The organism is Xylophilus rhododendri (assembly GCF_009906855.1).
Taxonomy (GTDB): Bacteria; Pseudomonadota; Gammaproteobacteria; order Burkholderiales; family Burkholderiaceae_C; genus Xylophilus; species Xylophilus rhododendri.
Genome location: NZ_CP047650.1, coordinates 4,810,914 through 4,825,513 on the forward strand (window position 1 = coordinate 4,810,914; position 14,600 = coordinate 4,825,513).

Here is a 14,600-nt window from a genome sequence, read left to right on the forward strand (position 1 = left end):
TCAGAGGCGCTCGACCAGCTCCGGCACGATGGTGAACAGGTCGCCTTCCAGCCCGTAATCGGCCACGCCGAAGATCGGCGCTTCCGGGTCCTTGTTGATGGCCACGATCACCTTGGAGTCCTTCATGCCGGCCAGGTGCTGGATCGCACCCGAGATGCCGGCGGCGATGTAGAGCGTGGGCGCCACGATCTTGCCGGTCTGGCCGACCTGCCAGTCGTTGGGGGCGTAGCCCGCATCGACGGCTGCACGGGATGCGCCGAGTGCCGCGCCGAGCTTGTCGGCCAGGGGCGTGAGCACCTCGTTGAACTTGTCGCTGGAGCCCATGGCCCGGCCGCCGGAGACGATGATCTTGGCTGCGGTCAGCTCTGGCCGGTCGCTCTTGGTGACTTCACGTCCGACGAAGCTGCTCTTGCCGCTGTCGGCCACGGCATCGATCTTCTCGACCGATGCGCTGCCGCCTTCGGCCGCTGCCGCGTCGAAACCGGTGGTGCGCACCGTGATGACCTTGGTCGCATCGCCGCTCTGCACGGTGGCGATGGCGTTGCCGGCATAGATCGGCCGCTCGAAGGTGTCCGGCGAATCGACCTTGGTGATGTCGCTGATCTGCGCCACGTCCAGCTTGGCCGCCACACGCGGCGCGGCATTCTTGCCGGCGGCGGTCGCGGGGAACAGGATGTGGCTGTAGCCCGAAGCGATGGACAGCACCTGCGCGGCAACGTTCTCCGCCAGCCCTTCGGCCAGGCTGGGACCATCGGCCAGGATGACCTTGCTGACGCCGGCCACCTTGGCAGCAGCATCGGCCGCACCCTGGGCGTTCTGGCCCACGACCAGAACGGTCACATCGCCACCGCAGGCCTTGGCTGCGGTAATGGTGTTGAGGGTCGCCGGCTTGATCGCGGCGTTGTCGTGTTCGGCAATGACGAGGACGGCCATCAGATCACCTTCGCTTCGGTCTTGAGTTTGGCCACCAGCGTGGCGACATCGGGCACCTTGATGCCGGCGCCGCGCTTGGGCGGCTCGCTGACCTTGAGGGTCTTCAGGCGCGGGGCCACGTCCACGCCGAGGTCGGCGGGGGTGAGCGTGTCCATGGTCTTCTTCTTGGCCTTCATGATGTTGGGCAGCGTCACGTAGCGCGGCTCGTTCAGGCGCAGGTCGGTGGTGACGATGGCGGGCAGCGTGAGCTTGAGGGTCTCCAGGCCGCCGTCGACTTCACGGGTCACCTGAACGCCATCGGCGGACAGCTCGACCTTGCTGGCGAAGGTGGCCTGCGGCAGGTCGGCCAGGGCGGCCAGCATCTGGCCGGTCTGGTTGCTGTCGTCGTCTATGGCCTGCTTGCCCAGGATCACCAGGGTCGGCTGTTCCTTGTCGACCAGGGCCTTGAGGATCTTGGCCACGGCCAGGGGTTGCAGCTCCACATCGGTCTGGACCAGGATGGCGCGGTCGGCGCCGATGGCGAGCGCCGTGCGCAGCGTCTCCTGGCATTGAGCGACGCCGCAGGACACGGCGATGACTTCGGTCACCAGGCCTTTTTCCTTCAGCCGGACCGCCTCTTCGATGGCGATCTCGTCGAAGGGGTTCATGCTCATCTTGACGTTGGCGATATCGACGCCGCTGCCGTCCGACTTGACGCGGACCTTGACGTTGTAGTCGACGACCCGTTTCACGGGCACCAGGATTTTCATGGCGATGTTCCTTATCGATAGGGAGTGTTCAGGCCTGCCGGATCAGTCCGGCCAGGCGTTCATGGATGAGGGCATGGGCTTCGGCCATGATCCGGTCCATCAGCTGGCGCACGGTGGGCACGTCGTGGATCAGCCCGGCCACCATGCCGCAGGACCAGATGCCGGCGTCCATCTCGCCGCCCTGCATGATGCGCGGATAGACACCGGCCACCTCGGGCAGGATGTCGGCGAAGCTGATGGCGGCGCCCAGCTCGCGTTCCTTGTCCAGCAGCCGCTCGGTGGCGGCGTTCACCAGCACCCGCTCGGTATTGCGCAGCGGGCGCATCACCAGCCGGGTATCCAGCTCGCTGGCCGCGACGATGGCCTGCTTGACGTTCTCATGCACCGGCGCTTCCTGCGTGGCGATGAAGCGGGTGCCCATGTTCACGCCCTCGGCGCCCAGTGCCAGCGCGGCCACCAGCGAGCGTCCGTCGGCCATGCCGCCCGAGGCCACGAAGGGAATCTTCAAGGCCTCGGCCGCGCGCGGCAGCAGGATGAAGTTGGGGATGTCGTCCTCGCCCGGATGGCCGCCGCATTCGAAGCCGTCCACGCTGATCGCATCGCAGCCGATGGACTCGGCCTTCAGCGCATGGCGCACCGAGGTGCACTTGTGGATGACCTGGATGCCGTGCTCCTTGAGCCCCGGCAGCCACTTCTGCGGATTGTTCCCGGCCGTCTCGACGATCTTCACCCCGCCTTCGATGATGGCGCGGATATAGCCCGCATAGTCCGGCGGGTTCACCGAGGGCAGGAAACTCAGGTTCACGCCGAAGGGCTTGTCGGTCATCTCGCGGCAGCGGGCGATCTCGCGGGCCAGCAGCTCGGGTGTGCGCTGGGTCAGCCCGGTGATGATGCCCAGGCCGCCGGCATTGGAGACGGCCGAGGCCAGCTCCGCCAGGCCGACATGGTGCATGCCGCCTTGGATGATGGGATGCTCGATGCCGAAGAGTTCGGTGATGCGGGTCTTCATGGCGCGCCCTCAGTCCGACACGATGTTCTTGTCGCGGATCAGCTGCCCCCACTTGGCGTAATCCTGCTGCACATGCTGGGCCATGCCGGCCGGATGCTCGAAGCGGGCGATGGCGCCGGCGTTGAGCAGCCGCTCCTGCGTGTCCTTCTCGGCCAGGATCTGCCTGACCTCGGCGGCGATGCGTTCGGCCACCGCCTTGGGTGTGCCGGCCGGCGCCAACAGGCCGCCCCATGACACGGCGTCGTAGCCCTTGAAGCCCTGCTCGGCGATGGTCGGCACGTCCGGCAGCATGGCCACGCGCTGCGGCGAGCCGATGGCCACGGCACGCAGCTTGCCGGCCTGGATATGCGGCAGCGCGGCGACCAGGTCGGAGTACATGACCGGCACCTGGCCGCCGATGGTGTCGGTGATGGCCGGCACGCCGCCCTTGTAGGGCACATGGTTCATCTCGAAGCCGCCCATCTGCTTGAGCAGCTCCATGCTGAGGTGGCCGAAGCTGCCCACGCCGGAGCTGGTATAGGCCATGGGCACCTTCTCGGCCTTGGCATGGGCGATGAGTTTCTTCAGGTCCGTCACCTCGGGCAGCAGGCGCGGGTTGACCACGATGACGATGGGCAGGTCGTACACGCCGGCCACCGGCGTGAAGTCCTTCACCGTGTCGTAGCCGCTCTTCTTGTAGAGGTGCGGCGCCAGCAGCGTGGGCGTGGCCAGCATCATCAGCGTGTAGCCGTCGGGCTCGGCCTTGGCTACCTGCAGCGCGGCGATGGAGCCGGAGGCGCCGGGGCGGTTGTCCACCAGCACCGGCTGCTTCAGCCGCTCGCCTAGCTTCTGGCCGACGATGCGGGAGGCGGTATCGGTGGGGCCGCCGGGCGGGAAGGGGACGATCAGCTTGATCATCTTGTTGGGCCAGGGCGCGCTGTTCTGGGCGAGGGCGCTGCCGGCCAGCAGCGGCGCGGCCGCCAGGGCGAGCAGGGCGCGGCGGCTGGCGAGGGATTCGAAAGGCATCTTGTCTGTCTCCGTGCTATTGATGATTCTTCTCAGGCCTGGGGCGGCGGCGGCTCCGGCAGCGTCAGCACGCCGCGTTCCTGCAGGGCCTGCAGTTCGGCGTCGTCCATCGCCAGCAGGCGCTGCAGCACCTCGCGGGTGCCTTCGCCCAGCGTGGGCGGGGCGTTGCGGATCGGCAGGCGCTGGCCGTCCAGGCGGTAGGGCGGGGCGAACACGGGCGTGGTGCCGACGACCGGATGCGGCATGTCCTGCAGCAGGCCGCCGCGGCGGGTGCGTTCGCTGGTCAGGGCTTCGTGCAGGCCGGCGACCCGGCCGCAGGGGATGCCGGCGGCGGTCAGGCGCTCCAGCAGCAGCTCGCGCGGGAAGGCACGGATCAGGCCGGCGATCAGCGGGGAGATCTCCAGGCGGTTCTTGGCGCGGTTGACGTTGGTGGAGAAGCGCGGGTCCTCGACGATGTCGGGGCGCTCGATCACCTGGCGGCAGAACTTGTCGAACTGGGCGTTGTTGCCGACGGCGATGATCAGCGGGCCGTCGGCGGCCTCGTACATGCCGTAGGGGACGATGGAAGGGTGGGCGTTGCCGTAGCGTTGCGGGTCCTTGCCGAGCTGCATGGCGTCGAGGCCGTAGTAGCCGGTGACCATGAGGCCGCAGTCGTAGAGGGCCATCTCGATCAGCTTGCCCTTGCCGGTGCGTTCTCGCTGGAACAGGGCTGCCAGGACTGCCTGGGCGGCGTACATGCCGGTCATCAGGTCGACCACCGCGACGCCGAATTTCAGCGGGGGCTGGCTGTTCTCTCCGTTGAGGGCCATGAGGCCTGTTTCGCCCTGGATGACGAGGTCGTAGCCGGGGCGTTTGGCTTCGGGGCCTGTGGTGTCGTAGCCGGAGACTGCGCAGTAGATGATGTCCTGCTTGACGGCTTTCAGCTGTTCGTAGCCGAGGCCCAGCTTTTCTGCGCCGCCTGTCTTGAAGTTGTGGATGACTACGTCGAACTGCGGGAGCAGGTTCTTGACGATCTGCAGGCCTTCCTGGGTTTGCAGGTCGAGGGTGATGGACCGCTTGTTGCGGTTCATGCTGTTGTAGTAGGTGGTCTCTGTTTTTCCTATGCGGATGCCCCAGTCTCTGGTGTCGTCGCCTCTGCCGGGGTGTTCCACCTTGATGACTTCTGCGCCGAAGTCGGCCAGGACCTGGCCGCAGAGGGGGCCTGCGAAGACTCTGGAGAGGTCTAGGACCTTGATGCCCTCTAAGGGGAAGTCTTGTTTGGCTGTCATTTGTCTGTGCCTCCGTTTTTTGAGTTTGGTTCTACTGCGTAGGGCGGAGCTGGGGCTGCGCGCCCCAGACCGCGCTCACTTTCTTTGCTTCGCCAAAGAAAGTAAGCAAAGAAAGGCGACCCGACACCCGAGGCCCTTCGGGCACCGCTGCGGTACTCGCAAAGGCGGGGTCCACGACAACTCGCTTCGCTCAAACAGGTCGTGGCCCTGATCCGCCTTTGCTCCGTTCCTCGCTCTCGGGCTCACGGGACCCGGGGAGCGGGAGCGGGGACAGCCACTGCTTCGCAGGGCGACGGGCCGTCGCTGCGCTCGGCCTGGGCTTGAAATGCGGCGCAAAGCGGAGGGCGGGTATTCATCAGCCAGAGGCCGAGCGCAGCGAAGGCCCGTTGCGCTGCGAAGCAGCCGCTGCCCCGCTCCCGGGTCCCGTCTGCGGGTGAGCGAGGAGCGGAGCAAAGGCGGATCAGGGCCACCGTCTGTTTGAGCGAAGCGAGTTTAGGCGGACCCCGCCTTTGCGAGCACCGCAGCGTGCCCCCTCCGCACGAGGGGGACTCCCGCAGCCGGGTCGCCTTTCTTTGCTTACTTTCTTTGGCGAAGCAAAGAAAGTGAGCGCGGTCTGGGGCGCGCAGCCCCAGCTCCGCCCTCCGCAGGAGAACAGCCGCCAGCAAGAAGCGCATCACCCCACCCGCCGGAGCGAAACAAAGTCAGCCCGCCGCTTCCCCATAAAAGCAGCAATCCCTTCAGCCGACTCCTCAGTAGCCTGGGAAAGCACCATGAGCCGAGCCTCATGCTCCAACTGCTCTTCAAGAGAGGCCTGAGAAGCACTCCGGCAAAGCGCCTTGATCCGAGCCATGGCCATCAAAGGCCCCTCGGCCACACTGCCAGCCAGCGCAACGGCCACACCCAGCGCCTCGCCAGACTCGACCAGCCGATTGACGGCCCCCAGCGCATGCAGCCGCTCACCAGAAATCCGCTCCCCGGTCAGACAAAGCTCAGTCAACACCTGCCGCGAAACAAACTCGGCAAGAAAGGCAGTAGCCCCCCCATCCGGCGTCAACCCCACCTTGACGTAGGCAACGGAAAAGACGGAATCGCGCGCCGCCACGAGCATGTCGCAAGCCAGCGCCAGGGAAAGCCCGGCCCCGGCCGCAGCCCCCTCCACAGCCGCCACCACAGGCTTGCCGCAATCCCGCACCGCCCGAATCAGGTCATGCAGCCCTTCGAGCAACTCCCGCCGCTCGGCCACAGGCAAATCCCGCCGCGTAGCCAGCTTGCGCAAATCCCCGCCCGAGCAGAAATGCCCACCTTCCCCGGTCAGCACGACAGCCCCAACGGAGCCATCCTCCTGCGCATCCCGCAAGGCCTGCGTCAACGCCGCGTAGAAGGCCGGCGACAGGGCATTACGCGCCTGCGGATTGTTATTGCTCAGCACCAGCACAGCACCCTCGCGCCGCTGCAGAAGCACGGGCAGGGCATCGCTCATGCAAGGGCTCCGAGCGCCATGTAGCGCGCCAGGTGATGGTCCTCGTCGCCCAGCTGGTGGTCGATCATGACCAGGCGCTTGGCATAGTGGGCCAGCGGCAGCTCCCAGGTCATGCCGATGCCGCCATGCATCTGGATGCTCTCCTCGGCCACCAGGGTGCCGATGCGCCCGATCGAATACTTGGCCGCCGACAGCGCCTTCTCGCGCACCACCCGATCCTCGCCATCCACCGCAGCCGCCGCGTTGATGACCGCCGAGCGTGCCTGCTCCACCTCCAGCAGCAGGTCCGCCATGCGGTGCTGCAGCGCCTGGAAGCTGCCGATCGGCACGCCGAACTGCTTGCGGGTCTGCAAATACTCCAGCGTGAACTGCTTGGCCACGTCCATCGCGCCGACCGCCTCGGCGCACAGGGCCACCAGGCCCCAGCCCACGATGCGTTCCAGCAGCGCGGCGCCCTGGCCTTCGGCGCCCAGCAGGGCATCGGCAGCGACGGCCACGCGCTTGAATTCGAGTTCGGCGACCCGCCCGCCATCGATGCGGCCCAGGCTGCGGCGCGCCAGGCCGGCGCTGTCGCCCGGCACCAAAAAGAGCGAGATGCCGTCCGCATCGAAGGTCGAGCCGCCCGTGCGGGCCGACACCAGCAGCCAGTCGGCCGAGGCGCCGAACAATGCCACGCCCTTGGCCCCGTCCAGCACCCAGCCCGCGCCTTCGCGGCGGGCGGTGGTGGCGACACGGGTGAGTTCGTAGTGGCTGCCCGGTTCGTCATGCGCCAGCGCGGCCACCGCCTCGCCGCCGATCAGCGCGGCCAGCACCTGCTCCTTCTGCGCTGCGCTGCCGGCGGCGGCCACGGCCCGGCCGACCAGCAGGGCGCCCAGCAAGGGCTCGGCGACCAGGCCGCGGCCCAGGCTCTCGAACACCACGCTGACATCGAATCCGGCGCCGCCGAAGCCGCCGTCGGCCTCGCCGAAGAGCGCGCCGATCACGCCCAGCTCGGCGAACTGACGGTACAGCTCCGGGCCGTGGCCGGCCTCGCCGTAGGCCAGATGGTTGCGCTGCTCGAAGCCGTACTGCTCGGAGACGAAACGGTTCAGGGTGTCCGCCAGCATGCGGCGGTCTTCGGTGTGCACGAAGTTCATGGTGTGTGTCTCCTCACAGTCCCAGGATCATCTTGGAGATGATGTTCTTCTGGATCTCGTTGGAGCCGCCGAAGATCGACAGCTTGCGGTAGTTGAAGTAGTTGGCCGCCGCGGCAGCCGCGCCGTCCGGGCCCACGGCCAGGTCCTCGTGGCCGGCATGCAGCGCCTCCTCGGTGAAGGGCAGGGCGTAGGGGCCCATGGCGCGGCGGATCAGCGAGAGGATCTCCTGGCGGATCTCGGTGCCGCGGATCTTCAGCATCGAGCTTTCCGCGCCCGGCACGCCGCCGCCGGCGACAGCCGCGATCACCCGCAGGTTGGTGGTCTTCATGTTCTCCAGGTCGATCTCGACCTTGGCCACGCGGGTGGCGAACAGCGGGTCCTGCGCCAGCGGCTTGCCGTTGCACTGCACCGTGGCGGCCACCTGCTTCAACTTGGCCAGGGCGGCCACCGAGAAGCCGACACCGGCGATGTTGGTGCGTTCGTAGGTCAGCAGGTACTTGGCATAGGTCCAGCCCTTGTTCTCCTCGCCGACCAGGTTCTCCACCGGCACCTTCACGTCGGTGAAGAAGACTTCATTGACCTCGTGCTCGCCGTCCAGCGTGATGATGGGGCGCACTTCCACGCCGGGCGCGGTCATGTCCACCAGCAGGAAGCTGATGCCCGCCTGGGCCTTGGCCTCGCGGTTGGTGCGCACCAGGCAGAAGATCATGTTGGCGTGCTGGCCGAGGGTGGTCCAGGTCTTCTGGCCGTTGACGATGTAGTGGTCGCCCTCGCGCACGGCGGTGGTCTTGACCGAGGCCAGGTCGGAGCCGGCGCCGGGCTCGCTGTAGCCCTGGCACCACCAGTCGGCGCCATTGAGGATGCGGGGCAGCCAGTAGTCCTTCTGCGCCTGGTTGCCGTACTTGATCATCACCGGGCCCAGCATGCTCAGGCCGAAGGGCACGATGCGCGGCGTGCCGGCCAGGGCGCATTCATGCTCGAAGATGAACTTCTCGACCGGCGTCCAGCCCGGGCCGCCGTATTCCTGCGGCCAGTGGTTGGCCAGCCAGCCGCGTTCGTTGAGGATGGCGTGCCAGCGCTCCAGGTCCTGCTTGGACAGCCGCAGGCTGTTGCGCACCTTGTGCGCCAGCTCGGGCGGCAGCTGGTCCTTCAGGAAAGCCTGGACTTCGGCGCGGAAGGCCTGTTCCTGGGGGGTGAATTGCAGATCCATGGTCAGTCTTGCCTTGCGCTGGAATTTCAGAAGATCTCGAACAGGCCCGCGGCGCCCATGCCGCCGGCGATGCACATGGTCACCACGCCCCACTTGGCCTTGCGGCGCCGGCCTTCCAGCAGGAGGTGGCCGGCCAGGCGGGCGCCGGTCATGCCGAAGGGATGGCCGATGGAGATAGCGCCGCCGTTGACGTTGAGCCGCTCGTTGGGAATGCCCAGGGTGCGCTGGCAATACAGGGCCTGCGAGGCGAAGGCCTCGTTGAGTTCCCACAGGTCGATGTCCTCGACCTTCAGGCCGTGACGCTCCAGCAGCTTGGGCACCGCGAAGACCGGGCCTATGCCCATCTCGTCGGGCTCGCAGCCGGCCACCGCCATGCCCCGGAAAGCGCCCAGGGCTTGCAGGCCCTGGCGCTCGGCCTCGCGGGCCTCCATCAGCACGCAGGCCGAGGAGCCGTCCGAGAGCTGCGAGGCATTGCCGGCGGTGACAAACTGGCCCGGGCCCTTCACCGGCTCCAGCTTGAGCAGGCCTTCGAGGGTGGTGGAAGGGCGGTTGCAGTTGTCGTGGGTGGCGATGACGTCGCGGTAGGTGATCTCGCCGGTGTCCTTGTTCTTCTCGGCCATGCGGGTGGCGCAGGGCACGATCTCGTCGGCGAAGACGCCGGCCTTCTGCGCGGCGGCGGTGCGCTGCTGGCTCTGCAGGGAGAAGGCGTCCTGGTCCTCGCGCGAGATGCGGTAGCGGTGGGCCACGATGTCGGCGGTGTCGATCATGGCCATGTAGAGCGCGGGCTTGTGCTCGACCAGCCAGGGGTCCTGGTCGCTGGGCAGGTTGTTGCCCGGACGCAGGCCGGAGATGGTCTCCACCCCGCCCGCGATCATGGCCGGCACGCCCTCGGCCACGATGCGGCCGGCCGCGATGGCGATGGCCTGCAGGCCGGAGGCGCAGTAGCGGGTGACGGTGGCGCCGGCCACCGACAGCGGCAGGCCGGCGCGCAGGGCGGCCTGGCGGCCGAGGTTGCGGCCCTGGAAGCCGTCGGGGTTGCCGCAGCCCAGGATCAGGTCCTCGAACCGGTCCGGGTCCACGCCGGAACGCTCGACGGCGGCGGTGATGGAGTACGCGGCCAGCTGGGCGGCCGGGGTGATGTTGAACTCGCCGCGGTGCGACTTGGCCAGCGGCGTGCGGGCGGTAGAAACGATGACGGCTTCGCGCATGGGTGCTTGTCTCTTGGTTCTTATGGGAAAAGCCGGCCGCGTGCGCGGCCGGTGCAGGGCCTTCAGGCCTGGGCCGAGGCCTGGTTCAGGCTGTCGAAATTCCGGCCCTCGGCCACCAGCTTCTGCAGCAGCGGCGCGGGCTTCCAGAAGAGGGCGTCCTCTTTGGCGAACTCCTGGATGTCGGCCAGGATCTTCGGCAGGCCCACCATGTCCGCATACTTCATCGGGCCGCCGCGAAAACGCGGAAAGCCGTAGCCGGAGATGAAGGTCACGTCCACATCCAGCGGGCGCAGGGCGATGCCTTCTTCCACCACCTTGGCGCCTTCGTTGACCATGGCGGCCATGTAGCGGCGCATGATTTCCTCGCCACTGAAGGCGCGCGGCGTGACGCCTTTTTTCGCGCGCTCGGCATCGACGATGGCCAGCACTTCCGGATCGGGCTGGCCGATGCGGGCGCCCTGCGGGTAGAGGTAGAAGCCCCGGCCGGTCTTCTGGCCGAACCAGCCGTTCTCGCATATGCGGTCGGCGATCTCGACGTAACGCGCCTGGGGGTCGCGGGTGGCGGCGCGGCGCTTGCGGGTGGCCCAGCCGATGTCGCCGCCGGCCAGGTCGGTGACCTGGAAGGGGCCCATGGCGAAGCCGAAATCGCGCACGGCGGCATCGATCTCGTAGGGGCTGGCGCCGTCCTCCATCAGGTAGTCGGCGGCCTGCTTGTAGACGGCCAGGATGCGGTTGCCGATGAAGCCGTCGCAGACGCCGGCGCGCACCGGCACCTTCTTGAGCTTCTTGGCCAGTTCGAAGGCGGTGGCGACCACGTCGGCGCTGACCTGGGAGGGCACCACGATCTCCAGCAGCTTCATGATGTTGGCCGGGCTGAAGAAGTGCAGGCCGATCACGTCCTGGGGCCGCGACGTGGCGGCGGCGATCGCGTCGATGTCGAGGTAGGAGGTGTTGGTGGCCACCACGGCGCCGGGCTTGCAGACGCGATCGAGTTCCTTGAAGACGGCCTTCTTCACTTCCAGGTCTTCGAAGACGGCTTCGATCACCAGGTCGGCTCCGGCGATGTCGTCATAGTGGATGCTGCCGGTGTAGCGGGCCATGATGGCGGCCTTGGCTTCGGCGCTGAGGCGGCCCTTGGCGATCAGGCCGTCGTAGACCTTTTCCACATGGGCGCGGCCGCGGGCGATGGATTCGGCGTCGCGCTCGATCATGGTGACCGGCAGGCCGGCGTCCAGCACCGAGACGGTGATGCCGGCGCCCATGGTGCCGCCGCCGATCACGGCGATGGAGGCGAAGGCGCGCGGCGCGGCGGCCTTGGCTTCGGGGATCTTCACCACTTCGCGTTCGGCGAAGAAGGCATGGACCAGGCCGGCGCGCTGCGGGCTGTCCACGCAGGCCAGGAACTGCTCGCGTTCGAAGGCCATGCCTTGGTCGAAGGGCAGGTCGATGGCGGCATTCACGCAGTCGATGATCTTCATCGGCGAGAACAGGCCGCGTGCGGACTTGGTGGTGGCGGCCCGCAGGGCTTCCAGCCCGGCGTGGGCGGCTGCCTTGTCGGCCAGGCGGCCGGCGCTGGCACTGATGGGACGCGTCGGCGCCTGGCTGGCGAGCAGCTGCTTCGTGTAGGCCAGGCCTGCGGCGACGGGGTCGGTGCCTTCGGCCAGCTGGTCCACCAGGCCGGCGGCCAGCGCGGCCTTGGCCGACAAATGCTTGCCGCTCAGCATCATCTCGGTGGCGGCCTTCACACCCATCAGGCGCGGCGCGCGCTGGGTGCCGCCGGAGCCGGGCAGCAGGCCCAGGTTCACTTCGGGCAGGCCGAGCAGGGCTGCCGGCAAGGCCAGGCGGTAGTGGGCCGACAGGGCGACCTCCAGGCCGCCGCCGAGCGCCGCGCCGTGGATGGCGGCGATCACGATCTTGGCGCTGGACTCGATGCGTTCGCAGACCTCGGGCAGGCTGGGCGGCACACGCGGCTTGCCGAATTCGCGGATGTCGGCACCGCCGATGAAGGCCTTGCCCGCGCCGACGATCAGCACCGCCTGCACATCGGCGCGCGATTCGGCCTCCTGCATCGCGGCCAGCAGGCCCTGGCGCACGGCGGCGCCCAGGGCGTTGACGGGCGGGTTGGCGATGGTCACGACCAGCACGCCGTCCTGCGTTTGCAGTTGAACCACAGAAGCCGATGCTTCAGAAGCCATGCAGATATCTCCGTTATTGGTATGGAAGGCCAGGGGCCCATTCTTGCGGCGACAATGGATTTTGGTAATCCCCTGAATCATTGACAGACTGTCAAATCGTTTTGACCAATCCATGGATTCCCAATCCCTGACCCTGCTGATGGAAATCATCGACAGCGGCAACCTCAGCCAGGCGGCCCGCAAGCTGAAGATGACCCGCGCCAACGTGAGCTACCACCTCGCCAAGCTGGAGAAGGACGCGGGTGTGCAGCTGGTGCAGCGCAGCACCCGCCGCATGGAGCCCACCGAGATCGGCCTGCGGCTCTACGAGCACGGCCGCGCCATCCACAACGAGATGCAGGCGGCGCAGGAAGCGATCACCAACCTGGGCGAGGGCCTGCGCGGCCGGGTGGGCATCAGCGTGCCCAGCGGCTACGGGCAGATCGTGATGAGCGACTGGCTGATCGAGTTCAAGCGCAGCTATCCGGGCATCGTGCTGGATGTGCTGTTCGAGAACCGGGCGGACAACCTGCGCGACGAAGTCGATATCGCGATCCGCGTGATGCAGGAGCCGCCCCTGTCGATGGTGGCGCGCAGCCTGGGCAATGTGCGTTACCTGGCCTGCGCCTCGACCGACTACGCCAGCCGCCACGGCCTGCCGCGCACGCTGTACGACCTGCGCACCAGCCCCTTGATCACGGCCGGTGTGTCAGGCCGCCAGCTGCGGCTGACGGCCTACCAGGGGGAAGAGCGGCAGGAGGTGAGCCTGGAGCCGACCATGATCTCGGAGCATTTTCCCTTCCTGCGCCAGGGCATCCTGGCCGGCCTGGGCGTGGGGCTGGTGCCGGACTATGTGGTGCAGGACAAGCTCGACAGCGGGGAGATCCTCACCACGCTGGACGAATACCGGCTGAGCATCTTCGGCACGCACATGTACCTGCTGTACCTGCCGAACCGGCACCGCACCCGGGCTGTGCGGACCTGTATCGACTTCCTGATGGGCAAGGCCAGGCCGAACGAAGGGCTATCGGCCTAGCCAGACGGCGGCGACGCCCTTGACCAGACCGGGCAGGGCCGGCAGCACTTGCGTGAGAAAGGCCGAACCGACGACCCACAGGATGATGCTGGTCTTGGCTTCGGACACATCGGCGCGGGTGGCGAAGTAGTCGGCGCGGGTCTCGATCTTCGTCAGCCGGGTTTCGATGGCGGTGAGTTTCTCGCCGGTTTTCTCGGCGAGGTTCTCGAGCTTTTGAACGCGTGCATCCATGTCGGCATTATCCGGCGGTCCGCCACCGGGAGGCAGGTGGGACTTGATCGAATCGGATATGACCAGGGTTGGCAAGCGCAGTTGGCCCATGAATGACATGCTTTCTGATGTGCCACCGAAAGGGGTGAGGCAGAAAGTCTAGGACGGCCGGCCGCGGGTGGCAGACCGTCCGTCGGGTCAGCATCGACGCCTATTCGGGCTTGGCCCCGGTGGCGGTGACGACCTTGCCCCAGCGAACGATCTCGCTGCGCACGAACTTGTCGAACTCGGCCGGCGGCAGGTTCATCGGCACCAGGCTCTCGGAGGCCAGGCGCTTCTGCACCGTGGCGCTTTCCAGCGCCTCGCGCGCCGCCTTGGCGTACTGCTGCACCAGGGCGGGCGGCATGTGGGCCGGGCCGAACAGGCCGTACCAGGCGCTGTATTCGAAGCCCGGCAGCACCTCGGAGATGGCCGGCCAGTCCGGATACAGCGGCAGGCGCTTGCCGCTGCTCACGCCCAGGGCCTTGAGTTTGCCGCCCTTGATCAGCTCCTGCGCCGAGGCCACGCCCGAGAACACCAGGTCGATCTGCCCGGCCATCACGTCGGCCAGGGCCGGGCCGGTGCCCTTGTAGGGGATGCTCACGATGTCGATGCCGGCGCTGCGCTTGAGCATCTCGCCGGCCAGGTGGTTGGCGCTGCCGATGCCGGCGATGGCGATGTTGAGTTTGCCCGGCTGCGCCTTGGCCAGGGCGATCAGCTCCTTGATGTCCTTGGCCGGCAGGTTGGGCCGGGTCACCAGCACGGCCGGCGCGCTGGCCACGCCGTACAGCGGCGTGAAGTCCTTGACCGGGTCGAAGGGCAGGTTGGGATAGAGCGTGGCGTTGATCGCATGGCTGGTGTAGCTCAGCAGCAGGGTGCTGCCGTCCGGCGCGGCGCTGGCGGTGGCCTGGGCGGCGATGTTGCCGGCGGCGCCGGGGCGGTTGTCCACGATGAACTGGCGGCCCAGGGTGCGGGTCATTTCCAGGGCCATGGAACGGGCGACCAGGTCGGTGCCGCCGCCGGGCGTGGCGCCCACCAGCAGGCGGATGGCCTGGGGCTGGGCCAGCGCCTCGTGTATCGGCAGGCCAGTGGCCGAGGCCGCCAGCAGGACGAGTAGCTCGCGTCTTTGCATCTCTGTCTCTC

13 protein-coding genes are annotated in these 14,600 nt (G+C 67.6%); 1 reads left to right on the plus strand and 12 read right to left on the minus strand.

Annotation, left to right across the window (positions count from 1 at the left end):
• The 10 genes from GT347_RS22285 to GT347_RS22330 all read right to left on the minus strand — a co-directional run bounded on the left by GT347_RS22285 (position 1) and on the right by GT347_RS22330 (position 12,193).
• Positions 1 to 933, minus strand: coding sequence for an electron transfer flavoprotein subunit alpha/FixB family protein (locus tag GT347_RS22285; protein WP_160554272.1), 933 nt, complete (start codon positions 931 to 933; stop codon positions 1 to 3).
• Positions 933 to 1,682, minus strand: a complete 750-nt coding sequence (locus tag GT347_RS22290) for an electron transfer flavoprotein subunit beta/FixA family protein (RefSeq protein ID WP_160554273.1) — start codon at positions 1,680 to 1,682, stop codon at positions 933 to 935. The genes GT347_RS22285 and GT347_RS22290 overlap by 1 nt, the downstream gene beginning before the upstream one ends.
• A gap of 28 nt (positions 1,683 to 1,710) precedes the next feature.
• Entirely contained in the window at positions 1,711 to 2,691 is a 981-nt protein-coding gene (locus GT347_RS22295) for an NAD(P)H-dependent flavin oxidoreductase (RefSeq protein ID WP_160554274.1), read from the minus strand.
• 9 nt (positions 2,692 to 2,700) lie between these two features.
• Positions 2,701 to 3,696 carry a Bug family tripartite tricarboxylate transporter substrate binding protein gene (locus GT347_RS22300; protein ID WP_160554275.1) on the minus strand — a complete coding sequence of 332 codons (996 nt, stop codon included), beginning with the start codon at positions 3,694 to 3,696 and terminating at the stop codon, positions 2,701 to 2,703.
• A gap of 32 nt (positions 3,697 to 3,728) precedes the next feature.
• Positions 3,729 to 4,964 carry a CaiB/BaiF CoA transferase family protein gene (locus tag GT347_RS22305; protein ID WP_160554276.1) on the minus strand — a complete coding sequence of 412 codons (1,236 nt, stop codon included), beginning with the start codon at positions 4,962 to 4,964 and terminating at the stop codon, positions 3,729 to 3,731.
• A gap of 673 nt (positions 4,965 to 5,637) precedes the next feature.
• Entirely contained in the window at positions 5,638 to 6,444 is an 807-nt protein-coding gene (locus GT347_RS22310; protein WP_160554277.1) for an oxepin-CoA hydrolase, alternative type, read from the minus strand.
• On the minus strand, positions 6,441 to 7,580 hold the full coding sequence (locus tag GT347_RS22315; RefSeq protein WP_160554278.1) for an acyl-CoA dehydrogenase family protein: 1,140 nt from the start codon (positions 7,578 to 7,580) through the stop codon (positions 6,441 to 6,443). The genes GT347_RS22310 and GT347_RS22315 overlap by 4 nt, the downstream gene beginning before the upstream one ends.
• Positions 7,581 to 7,593: 13 nt before the next feature.
• Positions 7,594 to 8,790: an acyl-CoA dehydrogenase family protein gene (locus GT347_RS22320; protein ID WP_160554279.1), complete on the minus strand. Its 1,197-nt coding sequence runs from the start codon at positions 8,788 to 8,790 to the stop codon at positions 7,594 to 7,596.
• A gap of 26 nt (positions 8,791 to 8,816) precedes the next feature.
• Positions 8,817 to 9,998: an acetyl-CoA C-acyltransferase gene (locus GT347_RS22325; RefSeq protein WP_160554280.1), complete on the minus strand. Its 1,182-nt coding sequence runs from the start codon at positions 9,996 to 9,998 to the stop codon at positions 8,817 to 8,819.
• A 62-nt stretch (positions 9,999 to 10,060) separates the two neighbouring features.
• A complete protein-coding gene (locus tag GT347_RS22330; protein WP_160554281.1) occupies positions 10,061 to 12,193 on the minus strand; it encodes a 3-hydroxyacyl-CoA dehydrogenase NAD-binding domain-containing protein in 2,133 nt (710 codons plus the stop codon).
• Positions 12,194 to 12,305: 112 nt separating this feature from the next.
• On the opposite strand from GT347_RS22330, the gene GT347_RS22335 reads away from it, so the two are divergent.
• On the plus strand, positions 12,306 to 13,208 hold the full coding sequence (locus GT347_RS22335) for a LysR family transcriptional regulator (protein ID WP_160554282.1): 903 nt from the start codon (positions 12,306 to 12,308) through the stop codon (positions 13,206 to 13,208).
• Here GT347_RS22335 and GT347_RS22340 read toward each other — a convergent pair.
• Complete coding sequence (locus GT347_RS22340) at positions 13,197 to 13,529, minus strand: hypothetical protein (RefSeq protein WP_160554283.1); 333 nt, start codon at positions 13,527 to 13,529, stop codon at positions 13,197 to 13,199. The two genes, GT347_RS22335 and GT347_RS22340, sit on opposite strands and share 12 nt — an antisense overlap.
• A 100-nt stretch (positions 13,530 to 13,629) precedes the next feature.
• Positions 13,630 to 14,589 carry a Bug family tripartite tricarboxylate transporter substrate binding protein gene (locus GT347_RS22345; protein WP_160554284.1) on the minus strand — a complete coding sequence of 320 codons (960 nt, stop codon included), beginning with the start codon at positions 14,587 to 14,589 and terminating at the stop codon, positions 13,630 to 13,632.
• Positions 14,590 to 14,600: the final 11 nt, after the last annotated feature.